Raw genomic sequence first — 15,936 nt, 5'->3', positions numbered from 1 at the left:
AGGGCAAAGGACTCATGTGGGAGCGGGCTTGCTCGCGATGCCGACGCTGGGTTTATCAGTCAAACCGCGTTGATTCCATCGCGGGCAAGCCCGCTCCCACCCTTCAGTCGGCTCTCTGCCTGCTTGATCAGCGACGTTCGATTGGCACGAACTTGCGCTGTTCTACGCCGATGTACTCGGCGCTCGGACGGATGATGCGGTTATTGGCACGCTGCTCGAACACATGCGCCGCCCAGCCGGTCAGGCGTGAGCAGACAAAGATCGGGGTGAACAGCTTGGTCGGGATTCCCATGAAGTGGTACGCCGAGGCATGGTAGAAATCGGCGTTGGGGAACAGCTTCTTTTGCTCCCACATGGTCTTGTCGATGGCTTCGGAGACCGGAAACAGCACGGTGTCGCCCACTTCGTCAGCCAGTTTTTTCGACCAGCCCTTGATCACTTCGTTACGCGGGTCGCTGTCTTTGTAGATCGCGTGGCCAAAGCCCATGATCTTGTCCTTGCGCGCCAGCATACCGAGGGTGCCTTCGACCGCTTCTTGCGCCGAGCCGAAGCGCTCGATCATTTCCATCGCTGCTTCGTTTGCACCACCGTGCAACGGGCCGCGCAGCGAGCCGATGGCCGCCGTGATGCACGAATACAGGTCGGACAAGGTCGATGCGCAAACCCGTGCGGTAAAGGTCGAAGCGTTGAATTCGTGCTCGGCATAGAGAATCAGCGACACGTTCATCACTTTGACGTGCAACTCGCTCGGTTTCTTGTCGTGCAGCAAGTGCAGGAAGTGGCCGCCGATGGACTCTTCGTCGGTTACGCAGTTGATGCGCTTGCCGTCGTGGCTGAAGCGGTACCAGTAGCACATGATCGCCGGGAAGGCTGCCAGCAGACGGTCGGTTTTGTCGTGCTGCTCGGAAAAGTCCTTCTCCGGCTCGATATTGCCCAGGAAAGAGCAACCGGTGCGCATCACGTCCATCGGGTGGGCGTCGGCAGGGATGCGTTCCAGCACCTCTTTCAATGCCTGAGGCAAATCACGCAGCTTTTGCAGCTTGGCCGTATAGGCAGCCAGCTCGGTTTGGCTTGGCAGTTCGCCGTACAGCAGCAGGTAAGCCACTTCTTCGAAGCGGGCATCAGCTGCCAGTTCACGTACGTCATAACCACGATAAGTGAGGCCCGCACCTTCTTGACCTACGGTGGACAGGGCTGTTTGCCCGGCAACCTGGCCGCGTAATCCGGCACCACTCAATACTTTTGCTTCGGCCATTGCGCTCTCCAATCTTGAATTTGTTAGGGATTCGGCAAGTTCTTTATTCAATGTACAGGTGGGAGCGGGCTTGCTCGCGATTCAGGCAACACGGCTTGCCTGAATCATTGCGCTGACCCTGTCGCGAGCAAGCCCGCTCCCACAGGATCACAGCGTCTTGTTATTTCTTTGAGGCAAACAACGCATCGAGCTTCTGTTCGAACTCGTGATAGTTGATGGCGTCGTATAGCTCCATGCGGGTTTGCATGGTGTCGATCACGTTTTGCTGGGTACCGTCGCGGCGGATGGCGGTGTAGACGTTTTCTGCCGCCTTGTTCATCGCCCGGAATGCCGACAGCGGGTACAGCACCAGCGAGACATCAGCGCCAGCCAGCTGCTCTGTGGTGTACAGCGGTGTCGCGCCGAACTCGGTGATGTTGGCCAGAATCGGCGCCTTCACCCGGTTGGCGAACAGCTTGTACATGTCCAGTTCGGTGATGGCTTCGGGGAACACCATGTCCGCGCCCGCTTCAACGCAGGCCGCTGCACGCTCCAGGGCAGACTCCAGACCTTCAACGGCCAGTGCATCGGTACGCGCCATGATCACAAAGCTGTCATCGGTGCGGGCATCGACGGCGGCCTTGATACGGTCGACCATCTCTTGCAGCGAGACGATTTCCTTGTTTGGGCGATGGCCGCAACGCTTGGCGCCAACCTGGTCTTCGATATGAATCGCCGCCGCGCCAAACTTGATCATCGACTTCACGGTGCGCGACACGTTAAAGAATGAGGAGCCGAAACCGGTGTCCACATCCACCAGCAGCGGCAGGTCGCATACATCGGTAATGCGGCGAACATCGGTCAATACATCGTCCAGGCCGGTAATACCCAAGTCCGGCACGCCCAAGGACCCGGCAGCGACGCCGCCACCCGACAGGTAGATCGCCTTGAAACCGGCACGCTTGGCCAGCAACGCGTGGTTGGCGTTGATTGCGCCCACCACTTGCAAGGGATGTTCGCTGGCGACTGCATCACGGAAACGCTGGCCTGGACTGTTCTTATTGCTCATGACTCACCTCGTGGAGTGGCTGTCTGCTGGGCGTCGTCTTGGTAGTGACGCGCAATATTGCGTTTCGAGGCGCCGATATGTCGGCGCATCAACAACTCGGCCAGTTCGCCGTCGCGATCGGCAATGGCATCGAGAATGCGGTGATGCTCGGCAAACGCCTGATGCGGGCGATTGGGCGTCGTTGAAAACTGGATGCGGTACATGCGCACCAATTGATACAACTCGCCGCAGAGCATTTGCGTCAGGGTGCGGTTTCCGCTGCCCTGAATGATCTTGTAATGAAAATCGAAGTCGCCTTCCTGCTGGTAGTAGCCGACACCCGCCTGAAACGCTTCATCGCGCTCATGGGTTTCGAGCACCCGGCGCAAGTCGGCGATGTCTTCATCGCTCATGCGCTCGGCGGCCAGACGACAGGCCATGCCTTCAAGGGACTCGCGAATTTCGTAGAGTTCGATCAGCTCGGCGTGGCTCAGCGACACGACCCGCGCACCTACATGGGGGATGCGTACCAGCAAACGCTGGCCTTCAAGACGATGAATGGCTTCACGTAATGGCCCACGGCTGATGCCGTAGGTGCGTGCCAGTTCAGGCTCGGAGATCTTGCTGCCCGGGGCGATCTCGCCTTTGACAATAGCCGCCTGAATACGCCGAAACACGTTCTCGGAGAGGGTTTCCGAGTCGTCTTGGGTGATCGGGACAGGTTCCAGTGCTTGCAGCATATTGTCGACACCTTGCAAATCAATAGCGCCAAAATTAGCCATTTAGCCGCAAGGAGTCAAAGAATAAATAGATATTGTCGACAATCGTCTAATACGACCTTGGTTTAATCGACAGGACTTGCCCCCGGTTCAAAGCACCCCGGCGCTGGCGCCATAAAACCATCATGTTAGAATGCCGACCGCATCAGCCCTGCCCTCATCCACCGGGCAGCCGCACGAGGAAACTTGCTCTGTACTGCCAGTGCCTTGAACTGAAGATTGCAAGAGACGTGCCCCGATTTATGAAATTTCCCACCATCTACATCCTCGCTTGCCTGCTGTGCGTACCGGGCTTGAGCCTTGGCGCCGAAAAAACAGTGTACGGCCTCAATGAATACGCCGAACTCGCAGGCATCAACTTGCAGGTGGCTGCCAAACTCGACACCGGCGCCAAGACCGCGTCTCTCAGCGCACGGGACATCAAGCGTTTCAAGCGTGACGGAGAGAGCTGGGTACGCTTTTACCTGGCCATCGATGATGCTCACTCGCACCCCATCGAACGCCCGCTGGCCCGGGTCAGCAAGATCAAGCGCCGCTCTGGCGACTACGACCCGCAGGCCGACAAGAACTACACCTCACGCCCGGTCATTTCCCTGGAAATCTGCATGGGCAAGGCTTTACGCACCATCGAAGTGAACTTGACCGATAGAAGTGCGTTCCAATACCCGCTGCTGATCGGCTCCGAAGCGTTGAAACGCTTTGATGCGCTGGTTGACCCAAGTCTTAAATATGCTGCTGGCAAACCTGCCTGCGCCGCTAACGCTCAAACCGCAGAGTAATTGAAATGCGCGCTCTTACCCTTCACCTGAAAATCTTGATCACCATCCTTGTGGTGCTGGGCATTTCGATTACGGCCTACCAGATTTTTGCCCTCGGCATTCCTGTGACCGAGGATGCTACGGATGACCTATGGAACATCGACGCCAAGGTCGAATTCGTTGCCAGCTCCAAGGACCCGGTCAAGATCCAGATGTTCGTACCGCCGCTGAACCGCGACTACGTCAGCCTCAACGAGAGTTTCATCTCCAACAATTACGGGGTGAGCGTCAACCGGGTTGATGGCAACCGCAAAGTTACCTGGTCCGCACGCCGGGTCAGTGGCAAGCAGACCCTCTACTATCGCCTGGTGCTGACCAAGCGTTACTCGGGCGACAAGACCAAGATCAAAGGACCGGTATTCCGCGACAGCATTGCCGTGGAAGGCCCGGAAAAAATCGCTGCCGAAGCATTGCTCGCACCGATCCGCCAGCACTCTGCCGATGTCGAAACCTTTATCAGCGAGACCATCAAGCGCGTCAGCAACCCCAATGATGACAATGTAAAGCTGCTGCTGGCTGGCGATCCGTCGACCGCACACAAGGCTCAGGTCATCGAGTTGCTGCTGTCGATTGCCCACGTACCGATGGAAAAGGTCCACACCATCCGCCTGGTGGCCGATCAGCCGCAAAACCCGGAATTGTGGCTGCGCAGCTTTAACGGCAACGACTGGCTGTACTTCAACCCCGAGACCGGCGAGCAAGGCCTGCCGAATGACCGCCTGTTGTGGTGGATCGGTGACGAGCCGATGGTCACGGTCGATGGCGGTAAAAAACCCAACGTCACCTTCAGCCTGAACAACAGCGAAATGAACGCCATTCGCCTGGCCAAGCTGACAGACGAAAACACCGACGCCAACTTCCTTGAGTACTCGCTCTACGGCTTGCCGCTGCAGACCCAGCAAACCTTCATGATCATGGTGATGATCCCGATTGGCGTGCTGGTGATCCTGATTTTGCGCAACCTGATCGGCCTGCAAACCCTGGGTACATTTACCCCGGTACTGATCGCCCTGGCCTTCCGCGAAACCCAGCTGGGCTTCGGGATCATCCTGTTTACAGTGATCACCGCACTCGGGCTGACGCTGCGTTCCTACCTTGAACACTTGAAACTGCAAATGCTGCCGCGCCTGTCAGTGGTACTGACGTTCGTGGTGATATTGATCGCAGCCATCAGCCTGTTCAGCCACAAGCTGGGCCTGGAGCGCGGACTTTCCGTGGCACTGTTCCCGATGGTGATTCTGACAATGACCATCGAGCGCCTGTCGATCACATGGGAAGAACGAGGGGGCGGGCATGCGATGAAAGTCGCAATCGGCACACTGTTCGCCGCCACACTGGCGTACCTGGTGATGAGCATCCCGGAACTGGTCTACTTCGTGTTTACCTTCCCGGCAGTCCTGCTGATCATGGTTGGCTTTATGCTGGCAATGGGTCGCTATCGCGGCTACCGCCTGACCGAGCTGGTGCGTTTCAAAGCGTTCTTGAAGGCTGACTCCTGATGTTCGGCTTCTGGAAGACCTGGAAGGCCCTGGAAGCCAAGGGCATCATGGGCATCAATCGGCGCAATGCGGACTACGTACTCAAGTACAACAAACGCAGCCTGTACCCGATTGTGGATGACAAGATCATCACCAAGGAACGCGCCATCAAAGCGGGCATTCACGTGCCCGAAATGTACGGCGTGATTTCCACCGAGAAAGAAATCGACAAGCTCGATGAAATCATCGGTGATCGCAGCGACTTCGTGATCAAGCCTGCACAAGGTGCGGGCGGTGATGGCATTCTGGTGATCGCCGATCGTTTCGAAGACCGTTTTCGTACGGTCTCGGGCAAGATCATCAGCCATGAAGAAATCGAGCATCAGATCTCCAGCATCCTGACCGGCCTCTACTCCCTGGGCGGCCACCGTGACCGGGCGCTGATCGAGTACCGTGTTACGCCGGACCAGATCTTCAAAAGCATCAGCTACGAAGGTGTGCCGGATATCCGCATCATCGTACTGATGGGCTATCCGGTGATGGCCATGTTGCGTTTGCCGACCCGTCAATCGGGCGGCAAGGCCAACCTGCACCAGGGCGCCATCGGTGTGGGCGTGGATCTGGCCACTGGCCTGACCCTGCGCGGTACCTGGCTGAACAACATCATCAGCAAACACCCCGACACCACCAATGCGGTGGATGGCGTGCAACTGCCCAACTGGGACGGTTTCATGAAACTGGCGGCCGGATGTTACGAGCTGTGCGGCCTGGGATACATCGGTGTCGACATGGTGCTTGACCAGGACAAAGGCCCGCTGATTCTGGAGCTCAACGCCCGCCCGGGCCTGAATATCCAGATCGCCAACGACTGTGGCCTGACCCTGCGTACCCATGCGGTCGAGGCTCGCCTCGAAGAGCTGGCAGCCAAAAGCATCAAGGAAACCCCGGAAGAGCGCGTGCGCTTTGCCCAGGAACTGTTCGGGCATATTCACCAGCCCGAATAAGCGTTTCAAAACCTGTGGGAGCGGGCTTGCTCGCGATGCTATCAACTCGGTTTGCCTGACAGACCGCATCGACGCCATCGCGAACAAGCCCGCTCCCACAGTTCCCACAAGCCACATAGATTTGCAGTCCTGCACAGGACTACAATCGGCACCCCGCTCCGATGGCTGATTTGCTTCGCATGTTGACCTGTTCTGTACACCCGCTGCCCTATCTCGCCAATCCCGCTGACTATTTCGCGGTGATTCGTCATGCACCTGGCGCCGTGCTGCTCGACAGTGGCCGCCCCACCGCAGACCGCGGACGCTACGACCTGATGAGTGCCCGGCCACAGGCAGAACTGTCCCTGCAACCCGGCGAATCAGGGCGCGCGTTCTTACAGCGCCTGCGTGACAACCTCACGCAAATGGGCAATGCCACACTCCCGCCCGAATACGACCTGCCTTTTGCCGGCGGGTTAATCGGCTACTTGAGCTACGACTTTGGCCGACAGCTCGAACAGCTGCCCGCCCACGCCCTTGACGACCTGAACCTGCCAGATGCGCGACTGGGCCTGTATACCTGGGCACTGATCAGCGACCATCAGGCATCCACCAGCCAACTGGTGTTTCACCCAGGCTGCGAGCCGCTGGAGCGTGAACATCTGATCCAGCTGTTCTCTCAGCCCGCAGCGTTACACAACGGCCCGTTTTCGCTCAAAACACCGATGCAGCCTGACATCAGCGCCAGCCAGTACGAACAGGCCCTGGCCCGCATCCATCGCTACATTCAGGCCGGCGACTGTTACCAGGTCAATTACACCCAACGTTTCAGCGCCCAGTGCGAGGGCGATGCCTGGACCGCCTATTGCGCTTTGCGCGCTGCCTGCCCGACGCCTTTTTCCGGGTTTGCGAGCCTGCCTGACGGCAACGCCATTTTGAGCCTGTCCCCCGAGCGCTTTGTGCGTGTCAGCCACAATCATGTGGAAACGCGCCCGATCAAAGGCACCCGCCCACGGGGCAAAGACAGCGCCGAAGATGCTGCGAACGCCGCCGAACTGCTCGCCAGCCCCAAGGATCGCGCAGAAAACCTGATGATCGTCGACCTGTTGCGCAATGACCTGGGGCGCACGTGCCGTACCGGTTCAGTGCGCGTGCCGCAGCTGTTTACCCTCGAAAGCTATCCCAATGTCCACCACCTGGTGAGCAGCGTCATCGGCGAGCTGGCTGACGGCAAAGACGCCCTGGACCTGATCGGCGACAGCTTCCCGGGCGGCTCGATTACCGGGGCCCCGAAGATCCGCGCGATGCAAATCATCGATGAGCTGGAACCCACGCGCCGCAGCATTTACTGCGGCTCACTGCTGTACCTCGATGTACGCGGCGAAATGGACAGCTCCATCGCAATCCGCAGCCTGCTGGTCAAGGATGGACGGGTCAGCTGCTGGGGCGGCGGTGGAATCGTTGCCGACTCCGACTGGCAGGACGAGTACCAGGAATCCATCACCAAAGTGAAGGTACTGCTCGATACGCTGCGAACCCTGTAGCCCGCGCTTTTTGCTAAGATCGCGTCACTAGAGAGCGCCAAGCGCCATTTACTGTAGGAAGCCGCCTGATGAGCCATCCGTTCGACGTCGCTGAACTCGCCGCGACATACGCCAGCAAGTCCCCGCAAGACATACTCAAACTCGCCTTCGAACACTTTGGCGACGAACTCTGGATTTCCTTCAGCGGCGCCGAAGACGTGGTGCTGGTGGACATGGCCTGGAAACTCAACAAGAACGTCAAGGTTTTCAGCCTCGACACCGGCCGCCTGCACCCCGAGACCTACCGGTTCATCGAGCAAGTGCGCGATCACTACAAGATTCAGATCGAGCTGATCTCGCCGGATCAAACCAGGCTTGAACCGTTCGTGAAGGAAAAAGGCCTGTTCAGCTTCTATAAGGACGGGCATGGCGAATGCTGTGGCGTGCGCAAAATCGAGCCGCTGCGCCGCAAACTGTCGACAGTCAAAGCCTGGGCGACCGGCCAGCGCCGCGACCAGAGCCCGGGTACCCGCAGCCAGGTCGCAGCACTGGAAATCGACGGCGCGTTCTCGACGCCGGAACGCACCCTGTACAAGTTCAACCCGCTGGCACAGATGACCAGCGAAGAGGTCTGGGGCTATATCCGCATGCTGGAACTGCCATACAACAGCCTGCATGAGCGCGGTTTTATCAGCATCGGCTGCGAGCCCTGCACCCGCCCGGTCCTGCCCAACCAGCACGAGCGCGAAGGCCGCTGGTGGTGGGAAGAAGCCACGCAGAAAGAATGCGGGCTGCATGCCGGCAATTTGATCGCCAAGAATTGATCCGCTTCCCGTAGTCGCTGCCGAAGGCTGCGAGCTTTTGATTGGGTGATTGAGTCAAAAGCTCGCAGCCTGCGGCAGCGACTACATCTTCTGCCGTCCACCTTGCGTTTACCCCAGACTTTCGTTAAGAATTGGTAATTATTCTCAATAACGTTTGGGCAAAGTCCTATGTCTTCGGGTGAACCCCCTTACCAGGCAACTATTACCGAGCTGTACTGCGAGCATCACGGCTGGCTGTTTGGCTGGCTGCGCAGAAAGCTTGGTTGCGCACACAATGCGGCGGATCTGGCACAGGACACCTTCACCCGAATTCTCAATGCCCGCGAGTCGGTGGCGACTCTGCGCGAGCCCCGCGCCTTCTTGAGCACTACGGCACGCCGACTGATCATCGATCAGGTGCGCCGCAAACAAATAGAGAACGCCTACCTCCAGGAGCTGGCCCTCACGGCAGAAACACTCGAGAACTTTCAATCACCCGAGCAGATCCTTGCCACCCTGGAAGCCCTCGAGCAGATAGCGTTTATCCTTGAGGGCATGCAGGACAAGGCGCGCCAGGCGTTTGTGCTGTATTACCTGGACGGCTTGACCCAGTGTGAGATTGCCCGACAACTGGGGTTATCTGATCGTACGGTGCGCAAGTATCTGATCCAGGCCCTGCTGCACTGCAGTCACAGCCTGGATACCTGAAACCGCCATGCCAGAGCCGCGCCAGACGATAGACGAGCAAGCCGCCGAATGGATTTTGCGCCTGCACGAAGAAGGCTTCAGTGAATCGCTACGCCTGGAGTTCGAGCGCTGGAAGCAACAAAGCCCGAAGCACGCTGGCGCCGCCCTGCGCATGCAGGATGTGATCAACCGCCTGCAGTCCTTGCGCGAACACTCGGCTCCGGCAAAAGCGGCCCTCAACGCAGGGTTCAACCGACGCAAACCTGCAACCCAACGCAAGCAGGTCCTGCGCGCACTGCTGATTGCCGGCTGCCTGGCAGTCCCCGTCACGCTGGTCATGAAAAGCCCTTATCCCGAACAATGGATGGCCGATATCAGCACCGGCCCCAACGACTGGAAGGCCCAGCGCCTTGCCGACAACTCGACCCTTACCCTCAGCGGCACCAGCGCGGTCAACGTGCATTTCGATGGTCAAGAGCGGCGAATTGAATTGCTGCAGGGTGAAGTGCTGATCGACGTTGCGCACGACAGCGCCCGCCCCTTTTTCGTACAGACGGCTCAAGGCAGCATGCGCGCACTGGGCACCCGCTTCGTGGTCAAACGCCAGGGTGATACCACCGTCTTGAGCATGTTGCAGTCGAGAGTCGCGGCGCAGAGCGCAAACGAGCAACAAACTCTGGAAGTGGGTGCCGGTTCCCGGGCATTGATTCGCAGCGACTCGGTCGAGCTCTCGGGAACGGTCTCTGCCGCGAGCATCAATCAAGCCTGGGAGCGCCATCAACTGGTGGTTGAAAACCAGCCCCTGCCTCAGGTTCTTGACGAAATTTCCCGCCATCGACGGGGCCATCTCCAGTTTGATCGCGAGGCCCTGGCCAGCTTGCGCGTTTCGGCCGTGCTGCCTCTGGACGATACCGACCAGGCACTGCAACTGATCGCCGAAACCCTGCCCCTGAAGATAAAGACCTATACCCCGTGGCTCATTGTGATCAGCCAGCTGCAGCCGCCTAAAAAATAATAATTCCCATTCGTTCCGCTTTTTCCGAGTCAGCCGTCAAGGTAGGTACAACGACTCATAAAGGACTGCGCTTTCCATGCTGACTTCCTCCAACCTGCGCGGGCGCTTTGGCCCGCGTACCTGCACGCCGCTGGCCCTGGCAATTCACTTGATTGTCGCCTCGGCGACCGGAGTGCTCTGCACCTCGACCGCTCAGGCACAATCGGCGGCCGTGCAAACCTATGACATTCCAGCCGGCCCACTGAGCAACGCGCTCAATCGCTTCGCGCAACAGGCCGGTGTGGCAATCATTTTTCAGTCAAGCAGCCTGGAAGGCCTGTCGACTCCCGGCCTGCATGGCGCCTACAACGAACAAAGCGGATTCGAAGCATTGTTGCGTGGCAGCGGCTACACCGCGGTTAAAAGCGCCAATGGCTATATGCTCGACGCTCTACCGGCTGCAGGCGGCTCGCTGGAGTTGGGCGCCACACAGGTCAGCGCCAATCAGCTGGGCACCATTACCGAAGGTTCCGGTTCCTACACCCCAGGCTCCATCGCCACCGCAACACGCATGGTGCTGACACCACGAGAAACACCGCAGTCGATTTCCGTGGTGACGCGCCAGGCAATGGACGACTTTGGCCTCAACTCGATCGATGATGTGATGCGCCACACCCCCGGCATCACCGTGGCCACCTACGACAGTGATCGCACCAGCTATTACTCTCGCGGTTTTGCGATCAAGAACTTTCAATACGATGGCATCCCGATTCTGCAAGACCCGCAATATTCAGCCGGGCACACCCTGACCGACACCGCGATCTATGACCGGGTCGAGATCCTCAAGGGGGCAACCGGACTGCTCACCGGCGCTGGCGGGCCGGGCGGCACGATCAATATGGTGCGCAAAAAACCCACCCGGGAATTCAAGGCACACATCGACGTAGGCGCTGGCTCCTGGAACAACTACCGCTCCGAGATCGATGTCAGCGGCCCTTTGACCGAGAGCGGCAATGTCCGTGGCCGGGCTGTGGCGGCCTATCAGGACAAACACTCGTTCATGGATCATTACAAGCGCGACAGCGAGGTCTACTACGGGATCCTTGAGGTAGATCTGAGCCCTGACACCTTGCTGACCCTTGGCGCCGACTATCAGGACAACAACCCAAAAGGCTCGAGCTGGTCGGGCAGCGCATCGCTGTTCAACTCCAAAGGGGATCGCATCAGCACCCCACGCTCGTTCAACAACGGCACCAAATGGAGCAGCTGGAAGCAGTACACCCGCACCGTGTTCTCGACCCTGGAGCACAATTTCGACAATGGCTGGGTCGTCAAAGGTCAGTACAACCACCAGATCAACGGCTATAACGCTCCACTGGGCGCACTGCTCGACCCGGACGCCACCACCGGCCTGGCGCCGATCCTTGCACGCAAGTACACCGGCGAATACGTCAGCGACAGCGGCGACCTCTTTGCCACCGGCCCTTTCAGCCTGCTGGGGCGCGAGCACGAACTGGTGGTCGGCGGCTCGGTATCCAGATCCCATTGGACCGGCAAGGATTACACCAATGCCAACATGGGCAACAACGCCTACGACTACTACAACTGGAAAGGCGACGCGCCTGAACCGGACTGGCGCAACGTGACTTCATACAATGATGAAACCACGCGCCAGGTCGGCACTTACATGACCGGCCGCTTCAGCCTAGCCGACGACTTGAAGCTGATGCTGGGCACCCGAGTGGCCAACTACACACTGACCGGTACCAGCCACGCCAAAGACACTGGCAAAGTGCTTCCATATGCCGCCTTGATCTACGACATCAACGACACTATTTCTGCCTACACCAGCTATACAGAAATCTTCTTGCCACAGTCGTACTACCGCAATCGCGACAACAAGATGCTTGAACCCGATGAAGGCACCAACTACGAGCTGGGGCTGAAAGGCGAATTCTTTGATGGCCGCCTGAACTCAAGCCTCGCCTATTTCGAAGTGCATCAGGATAACCGCCCTGAAGCAGATACGGCCTACAACGGCAATCCAACCAACCCGGACATTGACTACGCCTATAAAGGCATCAAAGCCACGACCAAGGGTTACGAAGCAGAAATCTCCGGGGAGCTGATGCCGGGCTGGCAGTTGCAGGCGGGCTACACACACAAGGTGGTGCGTGACCAGAGCGGGAAAAAGGTTTCGACATGGGAGCCTGAGGACCAGATCAACCTGTACACCAGCTACAAGCTGACCGGTGATCTCGACAAATTGACCCTGGGCGGCGGCGTTCGGTGGCAAAGCACGGGCTGGCAGGTGCTGACCAACTGGAACAAAGGCGGCGTCGAGGAAAAGTTTTCCCAGGATCCGTACTGGCTGGTTGATTTGATGGCGCGCTATCAGATTTCAAAAAACCTCTCGACTACCGTCAACCTCAACAACGTGTTCGACAAGGCGTATTACACCAACATCGGTTTTTACAACTCGTCGTACTACGGAGACCCGCGCAACGTCATGGTGACAACGCGCTGGGATTTCTAAGAGGGCAAATGCAATTTTCGTAGCAGCTGCCGCAGGAGCGAGGCTGCTGCTACGGGTTTTTGACCTTCAACAAAAACACACGCGCACAAAAAAGCCTGCACTAGGCAGGCTTCTTGCTGATCACAAGCGTTCAAGGGGCTTGTGTTCAAAATATGGCGCAGCGGACGGGACTCGAACCCGCGACCCCCGGCGTGACAGGCCGGTATTCTAACCGACTGAACTACCGCTGCGCGTAACATTGAAAGTAAGTGGTGGGTGATGACGGGATCGAACCGCCGACCCTCTGCTTGTAAGGCAGATGCTCTCCCAGCTGAGCTAATCACCCTTTACTTCACTTTCTTTGCGGGGCGCATTCTCTCACACTTTTTGTGTAAGTGGTTGTTTTTATTCAAGTTTTTTTCAAAACCCGGTAAAAACTTCCGTTTCCAACGCCCTGCATCTTTGATTTTGCAGCGAACTGCAAAATCGAAGCCTTTCAGGAAAGCCTGCATTCAGCGAGCTTACCCAACCACAAGCGTTCAAGGGGCTTGAGGTACAAAAAATGGCGCAGCGGACGGGACTCGAACCCGCGACCCCCGGCGTGACAGGCCGGTATTCTAACCGACTGAACTACCGCTGCGCGTAACACTGTGAGCGAATGGTGGGTGATGACGGGATCGAACCGCCGACCCTCTGCTTGTAAGGCAGATGCTCTCCCAGCTGAGCTAATCACCCTTTCACTCTCGGTGTGGCGCGCATTCTACGTAGCGACCTATAGTCTGGCAAGCACTTTTTAAAATAATTTTTCTAACGGTGACAAAGGCTTAGCGCAGGGTTGGCCTATTAAGGCTATCAAGCGAATAATGCGTCTTTGTATAAAGGAGTGATTCACCCCATGTGGTTCAAAAACCTGCTTATCTATCGCCTGACCCAAGATCTGCCTTTTGATGCGCAGGTGCTGGAAACTGCACTGGCCACCAAATTGGCCCGCCCGTGTTCAAGCCAGGAAGTAGCCACCTACGGTTTCGTTGCCCCGTTCGGCAAAGGCGAAGACGCGCCACTGGTTCACGTCAGCCAGGACTTCCTGCTGATCGCCGCCCGTAAAGAAGAACGTATCCTGCCGAGCAGCGTTGTACGTGATGCTTTGAAGGAGAAGGTCGAAGAGATCGAAGCCGAGCAAATGCGCAAGGTCTACAAGAAGGAGCGCGATCAGCTCAAGGATGAAATCATCCAGGCTTTTCTGCCGCGTGCCTTTATTCGCCGCTCGGCGACCTTTGCCGCCATCGCCCCCAAGCAGGGCCTGATCCTGGTCAACGCTTCAAGCCCAAAACGCGCGGAAGACCTGCTGTCTACCTTGCGTGAAGTGATCGGCTCGCTGCCCGTTCGCCCTCTCGCAGTCAAAATCGCACCTAGCGCCGTCATGACCGAATGGGTCAAGACCCAAAAAGCCGCCGACAACTTCTTCGTCCTCGACGAATGCGAGCTGCGCGATACCCATGAAGACGGCGGCATCATTCGCTGCAAGCGTCAGGACCTGACCAGCGACGAAATCCAGCTGCACTTGAGCACCGGTAAAGTGGTTACCCAACTGTCGCTGGCGTGGCAGGACAAACTGTCGTTCGTGCTGGACGACAAACTGGTGGTCAAACGCCTCAAGTTCGAAGACTTGCTGCAAGACCAGGCTGAACAGGACGGCGGTGACGACGATCTGGGCCAGCAGGACGCCAGCTTCACCTTGATGATGCTGACCTTCGGCGAGTTCTTGCCGCAGCTGTTCGAAGCATTGGGCGGCGAAGAGATTCCACAAGGGATCTAATAGCTCTCCTCCCGTAGCAGCTGCCGAAGGCTGCGTTCGGCGGCGTAGCCGTCGTAAATACTGAATGCACGGTTTAACTTTTAAACCGCACATTCAGGATTTACGAGCGCTTCGCACTCGAACGCAGCCTTCGTTCCTCGGCAGCTGCTACGGATCGAACAATAACCACAATAAGGACCACCATGCGCGCACTTGCTGCTTTAAGCCGCTTTGTCGGTAATACCTTTGCTTACTGGGTGCTGATTTTCGCCGTGCTGGCGTTTCTTGAACCTGCCTGGTTTGTCGGCCTTAAAGGCTACATCGTGCCCCTGTTGGGTGTCGTGATGTTCGGTATGGGGCTGACACTCAAACTTGAAGACTTCGCCGAAGTCGCCCGCCATCCGTGGCGCGTGGCACTGGGCGTGGTCGCTCATTTCGTGATCATGCCCGGTGTGGCGTGGTTGCTCTGCCAAGTGTTCCACTTGCCACCCGAAATCGCCGTTGGCGTGATTCTGGTCGGCTGCTGCCCAAGTGGCACTTCGTCCAACGTCATGACCTGGCTGGCACGCGGCGATCTTGCACTGTCTGTTGCGATTGCCGCCGTGACCACCCTCCTCGCACCATTGCTGACCCCGGCGCTCATCTGGTTGCTGGCTTCCGCCTGGTTGCCGGTTTCATTTATGGAGTTGTTCTGGTCAATCCTGCAAGTTGTGCTGCTACCCATTGTGCTGGGGGTACTGGCCCAACGCTTGCTCGGCGCACGGGTGCGCTTTGCCGTCGACGTACTGCCCCTGGTCTCGGTGGTCAGCATCGTGATCATCGTCGCCGCCGTCGTAGCGGCCAGTCAGGCTCAGATCGCCAAGTCAGGATTGCTGATCATGGCCGTGGTCATGCTGCATAACAGCTTCGGCTATTTGCTCGGCTACTTTACCGGTCGTCTGTTCAAGCTGCCGCTGGCCCAGCGTAAATCCCTGGCCCTGGAAGTCGGTATGCAGAACTCCGGGCTGGGCGCGGCACTGGCCAGCGCACACTTCTCACCGCTGGCGGCCGTACCCAGCGCGCTGTTCAGTGTATGGCACAACATTTCGGGGGCGTTGCTGTCGACGTATTTCCGTCGCATGAGCGAGAAAGAAGATCGCCTGGCAGCAGCCAAGGCTGCAACTGAGTGAAATTTCGGGGTTGCCTGACGGATTAATCATGTGCAATATACTGCGCACTGCGAGGACGACCTCGCGACTCATCGAGTGATTATTCTGGGGACGACCCCGTCAGTTGATGG

Annotated in this window: 13 protein-coding genes and 4 tRNA genes; 10 read left to right on the top strand and 7 right to left on the bottom strand. The window is 57.9% G+C overall.

Going from position 1 to position 15,936, the window contains the following annotated elements:
- Positions 1-127: 127 nt before the first annotated feature.
- The 3 genes from prpC to AC19YQ_RS02750 form a co-directional block, all read right to left on the bottom strand.
- A complete protein-coding gene (prpC, locus tag AC19YQ_RS02760) occupies positions 128-1,255 on the bottom strand; it encodes a bifunctional 2-methylcitrate synthase/citrate synthase (RefSeq protein ID WP_326425647.1) in 1,128 nt (375 codons plus the stop codon).
- A gap of 160 nt (positions 1,256-1,415) precedes the next feature.
- Positions 1,416-2,303 (bottom strand): methylisocitrate lyase, encoded by an 888-nt coding sequence (gene prpB / locus AC19YQ_RS02755; protein WP_133075712.1) that lies wholly within the window; start codon positions 2,301-2,303, stop codon positions 1,416-1,418.
- Positions 2,300-3,022, bottom strand: a complete 723-nt coding sequence (locus AC19YQ_RS02750) for a GntR family transcriptional regulator (protein ID WP_133075713.1) — start codon at positions 3,020-3,022, stop codon at positions 2,300-2,302. The genes prpB and AC19YQ_RS02750 overlap by 4 nt, the downstream gene beginning before the upstream one ends.
- Before the next feature lie 281 nt (positions 3,023-3,303).
- Between AC19YQ_RS02750 and rloA the strand changes: the two genes are divergently transcribed.
- The 8 genes from rloA to AC19YQ_RS02710 all read left to right on the top strand — a co-directional run bounded on the left by rloA (position 3,304) and on the right by AC19YQ_RS02710 (position 12,883).
- Positions 3,304-3,840 (top strand): retropepsin-like aspartic peptidase RloA, encoded by a 537-nt coding sequence (rloA, locus tag AC19YQ_RS02745; protein ID WP_133075714.1) that lies wholly within the window; start codon positions 3,304-3,306, stop codon positions 3,838-3,840.
- Between the two features lie 5 nt (positions 3,841-3,845).
- Positions 3,846-5,378, top strand: a complete 1,533-nt coding sequence (gene rloB, locus AC19YQ_RS02740; protein WP_133075715.1) for an osmotic stress tolerance membrane protein RloB — start codon at positions 3,846-3,848, stop codon at positions 5,376-5,378.
- Positions 5,378-6,361, top strand: a complete 984-nt coding sequence (locus AC19YQ_RS02735; RefSeq protein WP_500594533.1) for an alpha-L-glutamate ligase-like protein — start codon at positions 5,378-5,380, stop codon at positions 6,359-6,361. The genes rloB and AC19YQ_RS02735 overlap by 1 nt, the downstream gene beginning before the upstream one ends.
- Before the next feature lie 179 nt (positions 6,362-6,540).
- The gene (gene pabB, locus AC19YQ_RS02730; RefSeq protein WP_500594634.1) at positions 6,541-7,884 is read left to right on the top strand and encodes an aminodeoxychorismate synthase component I; all 1,344 of its coding nucleotides are present in this window, start codon (positions 6,541-6,543) and stop codon (positions 7,882-7,884) included.
- A 68-nt stretch (positions 7,885-7,952) separates the two neighbouring features.
- Entirely contained in the window at positions 7,953-8,687 is a 735-nt protein-coding gene (locus tag AC19YQ_RS02725) for a phosphoadenylyl-sulfate reductase (RefSeq protein ID WP_490595497.1), read from the top strand.
- 168 nt (positions 8,688-8,855) lie between these two features.
- Positions 8,856-9,374 (top strand): sigma-70 family RNA polymerase sigma factor, encoded by a 519-nt coding sequence (locus tag AC19YQ_RS02720; RefSeq protein WP_133075719.1) that lies wholly within the window; start codon positions 8,856-8,858, stop codon positions 9,372-9,374.
- Between the two features lie 7 nt (positions 9,375-9,381).
- Complete coding sequence (locus AC19YQ_RS02715; RefSeq protein WP_500594532.1) at positions 9,382-10,368, top strand: FecR family protein; 987 nt, start codon at positions 9,382-9,384, stop codon at positions 10,366-10,368.
- A 76-nt stretch (positions 10,369-10,444) separates the two neighbouring features.
- The gene (locus tag AC19YQ_RS02710) at positions 10,445-12,883 is read left to right on the top strand and encodes a TonB-dependent siderophore receptor (protein ID WP_500594531.1); all 2,439 of its coding nucleotides are present in this window, start codon (positions 10,445-10,447) and stop codon (positions 12,881-12,883) included.
- 153 nt (positions 12,884-13,036) lie between these two features.
- Here AC19YQ_RS02710 and AC19YQ_RS02705 read toward each other — a convergent pair.
- From AC19YQ_RS02705 to AC19YQ_RS02690, 4 genes are all read right to left on the bottom strand, one after another.
- A tRNA-Asp gene (locus AC19YQ_RS02705) sits at positions 13,037-13,113 on the bottom strand.
- Between the two features lie 19 nt (positions 13,114-13,132).
- Positions 13,133-13,208, bottom strand: a tRNA-Val gene (locus tag AC19YQ_RS02700).
- Positions 13,209-13,425: 217 nt separating this feature from the next.
- A tRNA-Asp gene (locus AC19YQ_RS02695) sits at positions 13,426-13,502 on the bottom strand.
- Between the two features lie 19 nt (positions 13,503-13,521).
- Positions 13,522-13,597: transfer RNA gene (locus AC19YQ_RS02690), tRNA-Val, on the bottom strand.
- Between the two features lie 160 nt (positions 13,598-13,757).
- Here AC19YQ_RS02690 and rdgC point away from each other — a divergent pair.
- Together rdgC and AC19YQ_RS02680 are read left to right on the top strand one after the other, a co-directional pair.
- Entirely contained in the window at positions 13,758-14,678 is a 921-nt protein-coding gene (gene rdgC / locus AC19YQ_RS02685; protein WP_095037579.1) for a recombination-associated protein RdgC, read from the top strand.
- A 182-nt stretch (positions 14,679-14,860) separates the two neighbouring features.
- Positions 14,861-15,826, top strand: a complete 966-nt coding sequence (locus AC19YQ_RS02680) for a bile acid:sodium symporter family protein (RefSeq protein WP_133075722.1) — start codon at positions 14,861-14,863, stop codon at positions 15,824-15,826.
- The last annotated feature ends 110 nt before the right edge of the window (positions 15,827-15,936 follow it).

The sequence above is a fragment of the Pseudomonas sp. MF06569 genome (assembly GCF_059862735.1).
Note: the sequence above shows the minus strand (reverse complement) of the source record. Positions and strands in the feature narration are given on the sequence as shown.

Excerpts from the sequence above, each read along its gene's own strand:
- prpC (WP_326425647.1), bottom strand. The coding sequence starts at position 1,255 with ATGGCCGAAGCAAAAGTATTGAGTGGTGCCGGATTACGCGGCCAGGTT.
- prpB (WP_133075712.1), bottom strand. The coding sequence starts at position 2,303 with ATGAGCAATAAGAACAGTCCAGGCCAGCGTTTCCGTGATGCAGTCGCC.
- AC19YQ_RS02750 (WP_133075713.1), bottom strand. The coding sequence starts at position 3,022 with ATGCTGCAAGCACTGGAACCTGTCCCGATCACCCAAGACGACTCGGAA.
- rloA (WP_133075714.1), top strand. The coding sequence starts at position 3,304 with ATGAAATTTCCCACCATCTACATCCTCGCTTGCCTGCTGTGCGTACCG.
- rloB (WP_133075715.1), top strand. The coding sequence starts at position 3,846 with ATGCGCGCTCTTACCCTTCACCTGAAAATCTTGATCACCATCCTTGTG.
- AC19YQ_RS02735 (WP_500594533.1), top strand. The coding sequence starts at position 5,378 with ATGTTCGGCTTCTGGAAGACCTGGAAGGCCCTGGAAGCCAAGGGCATC.
- pabB (WP_500594634.1), top strand. The coding sequence starts at position 6,541 with ATGTTGACCTGTTCTGTACACCCGCTGCCCTATCTCGCCAATCCCGCT.
- AC19YQ_RS02725 (WP_490595497.1), top strand. The coding sequence starts at position 7,953 with ATGAGCCATCCGTTCGACGTCGCTGAACTCGCCGCGACATACGCCAGC.
- AC19YQ_RS02720 (WP_133075719.1), top strand. The coding sequence starts at position 8,856 with ATGTCTTCGGGTGAACCCCCTTACCAGGCAACTATTACCGAGCTGTAC.
- AC19YQ_RS02715 (WP_500594532.1), top strand. The coding sequence starts at position 9,382 with ATGCCAGAGCCGCGCCAGACGATAGACGAGCAAGCCGCCGAATGGATT.
- AC19YQ_RS02710 (WP_500594531.1), top strand. The coding sequence starts at position 10,445 with ATGCTGACTTCCTCCAACCTGCGCGGGCGCTTTGGCCCGCGTACCTGC.
- rdgC (WP_095037579.1), top strand. The coding sequence starts at position 13,758 with ATGTGGTTCAAAAACCTGCTTATCTATCGCCTGACCCAAGATCTGCCT.
- AC19YQ_RS02680 (WP_133075722.1), top strand. The coding sequence starts at position 14,861 with ATGCGCGCACTTGCTGCTTTAAGCCGCTTTGTCGGTAATACCTTTGCT.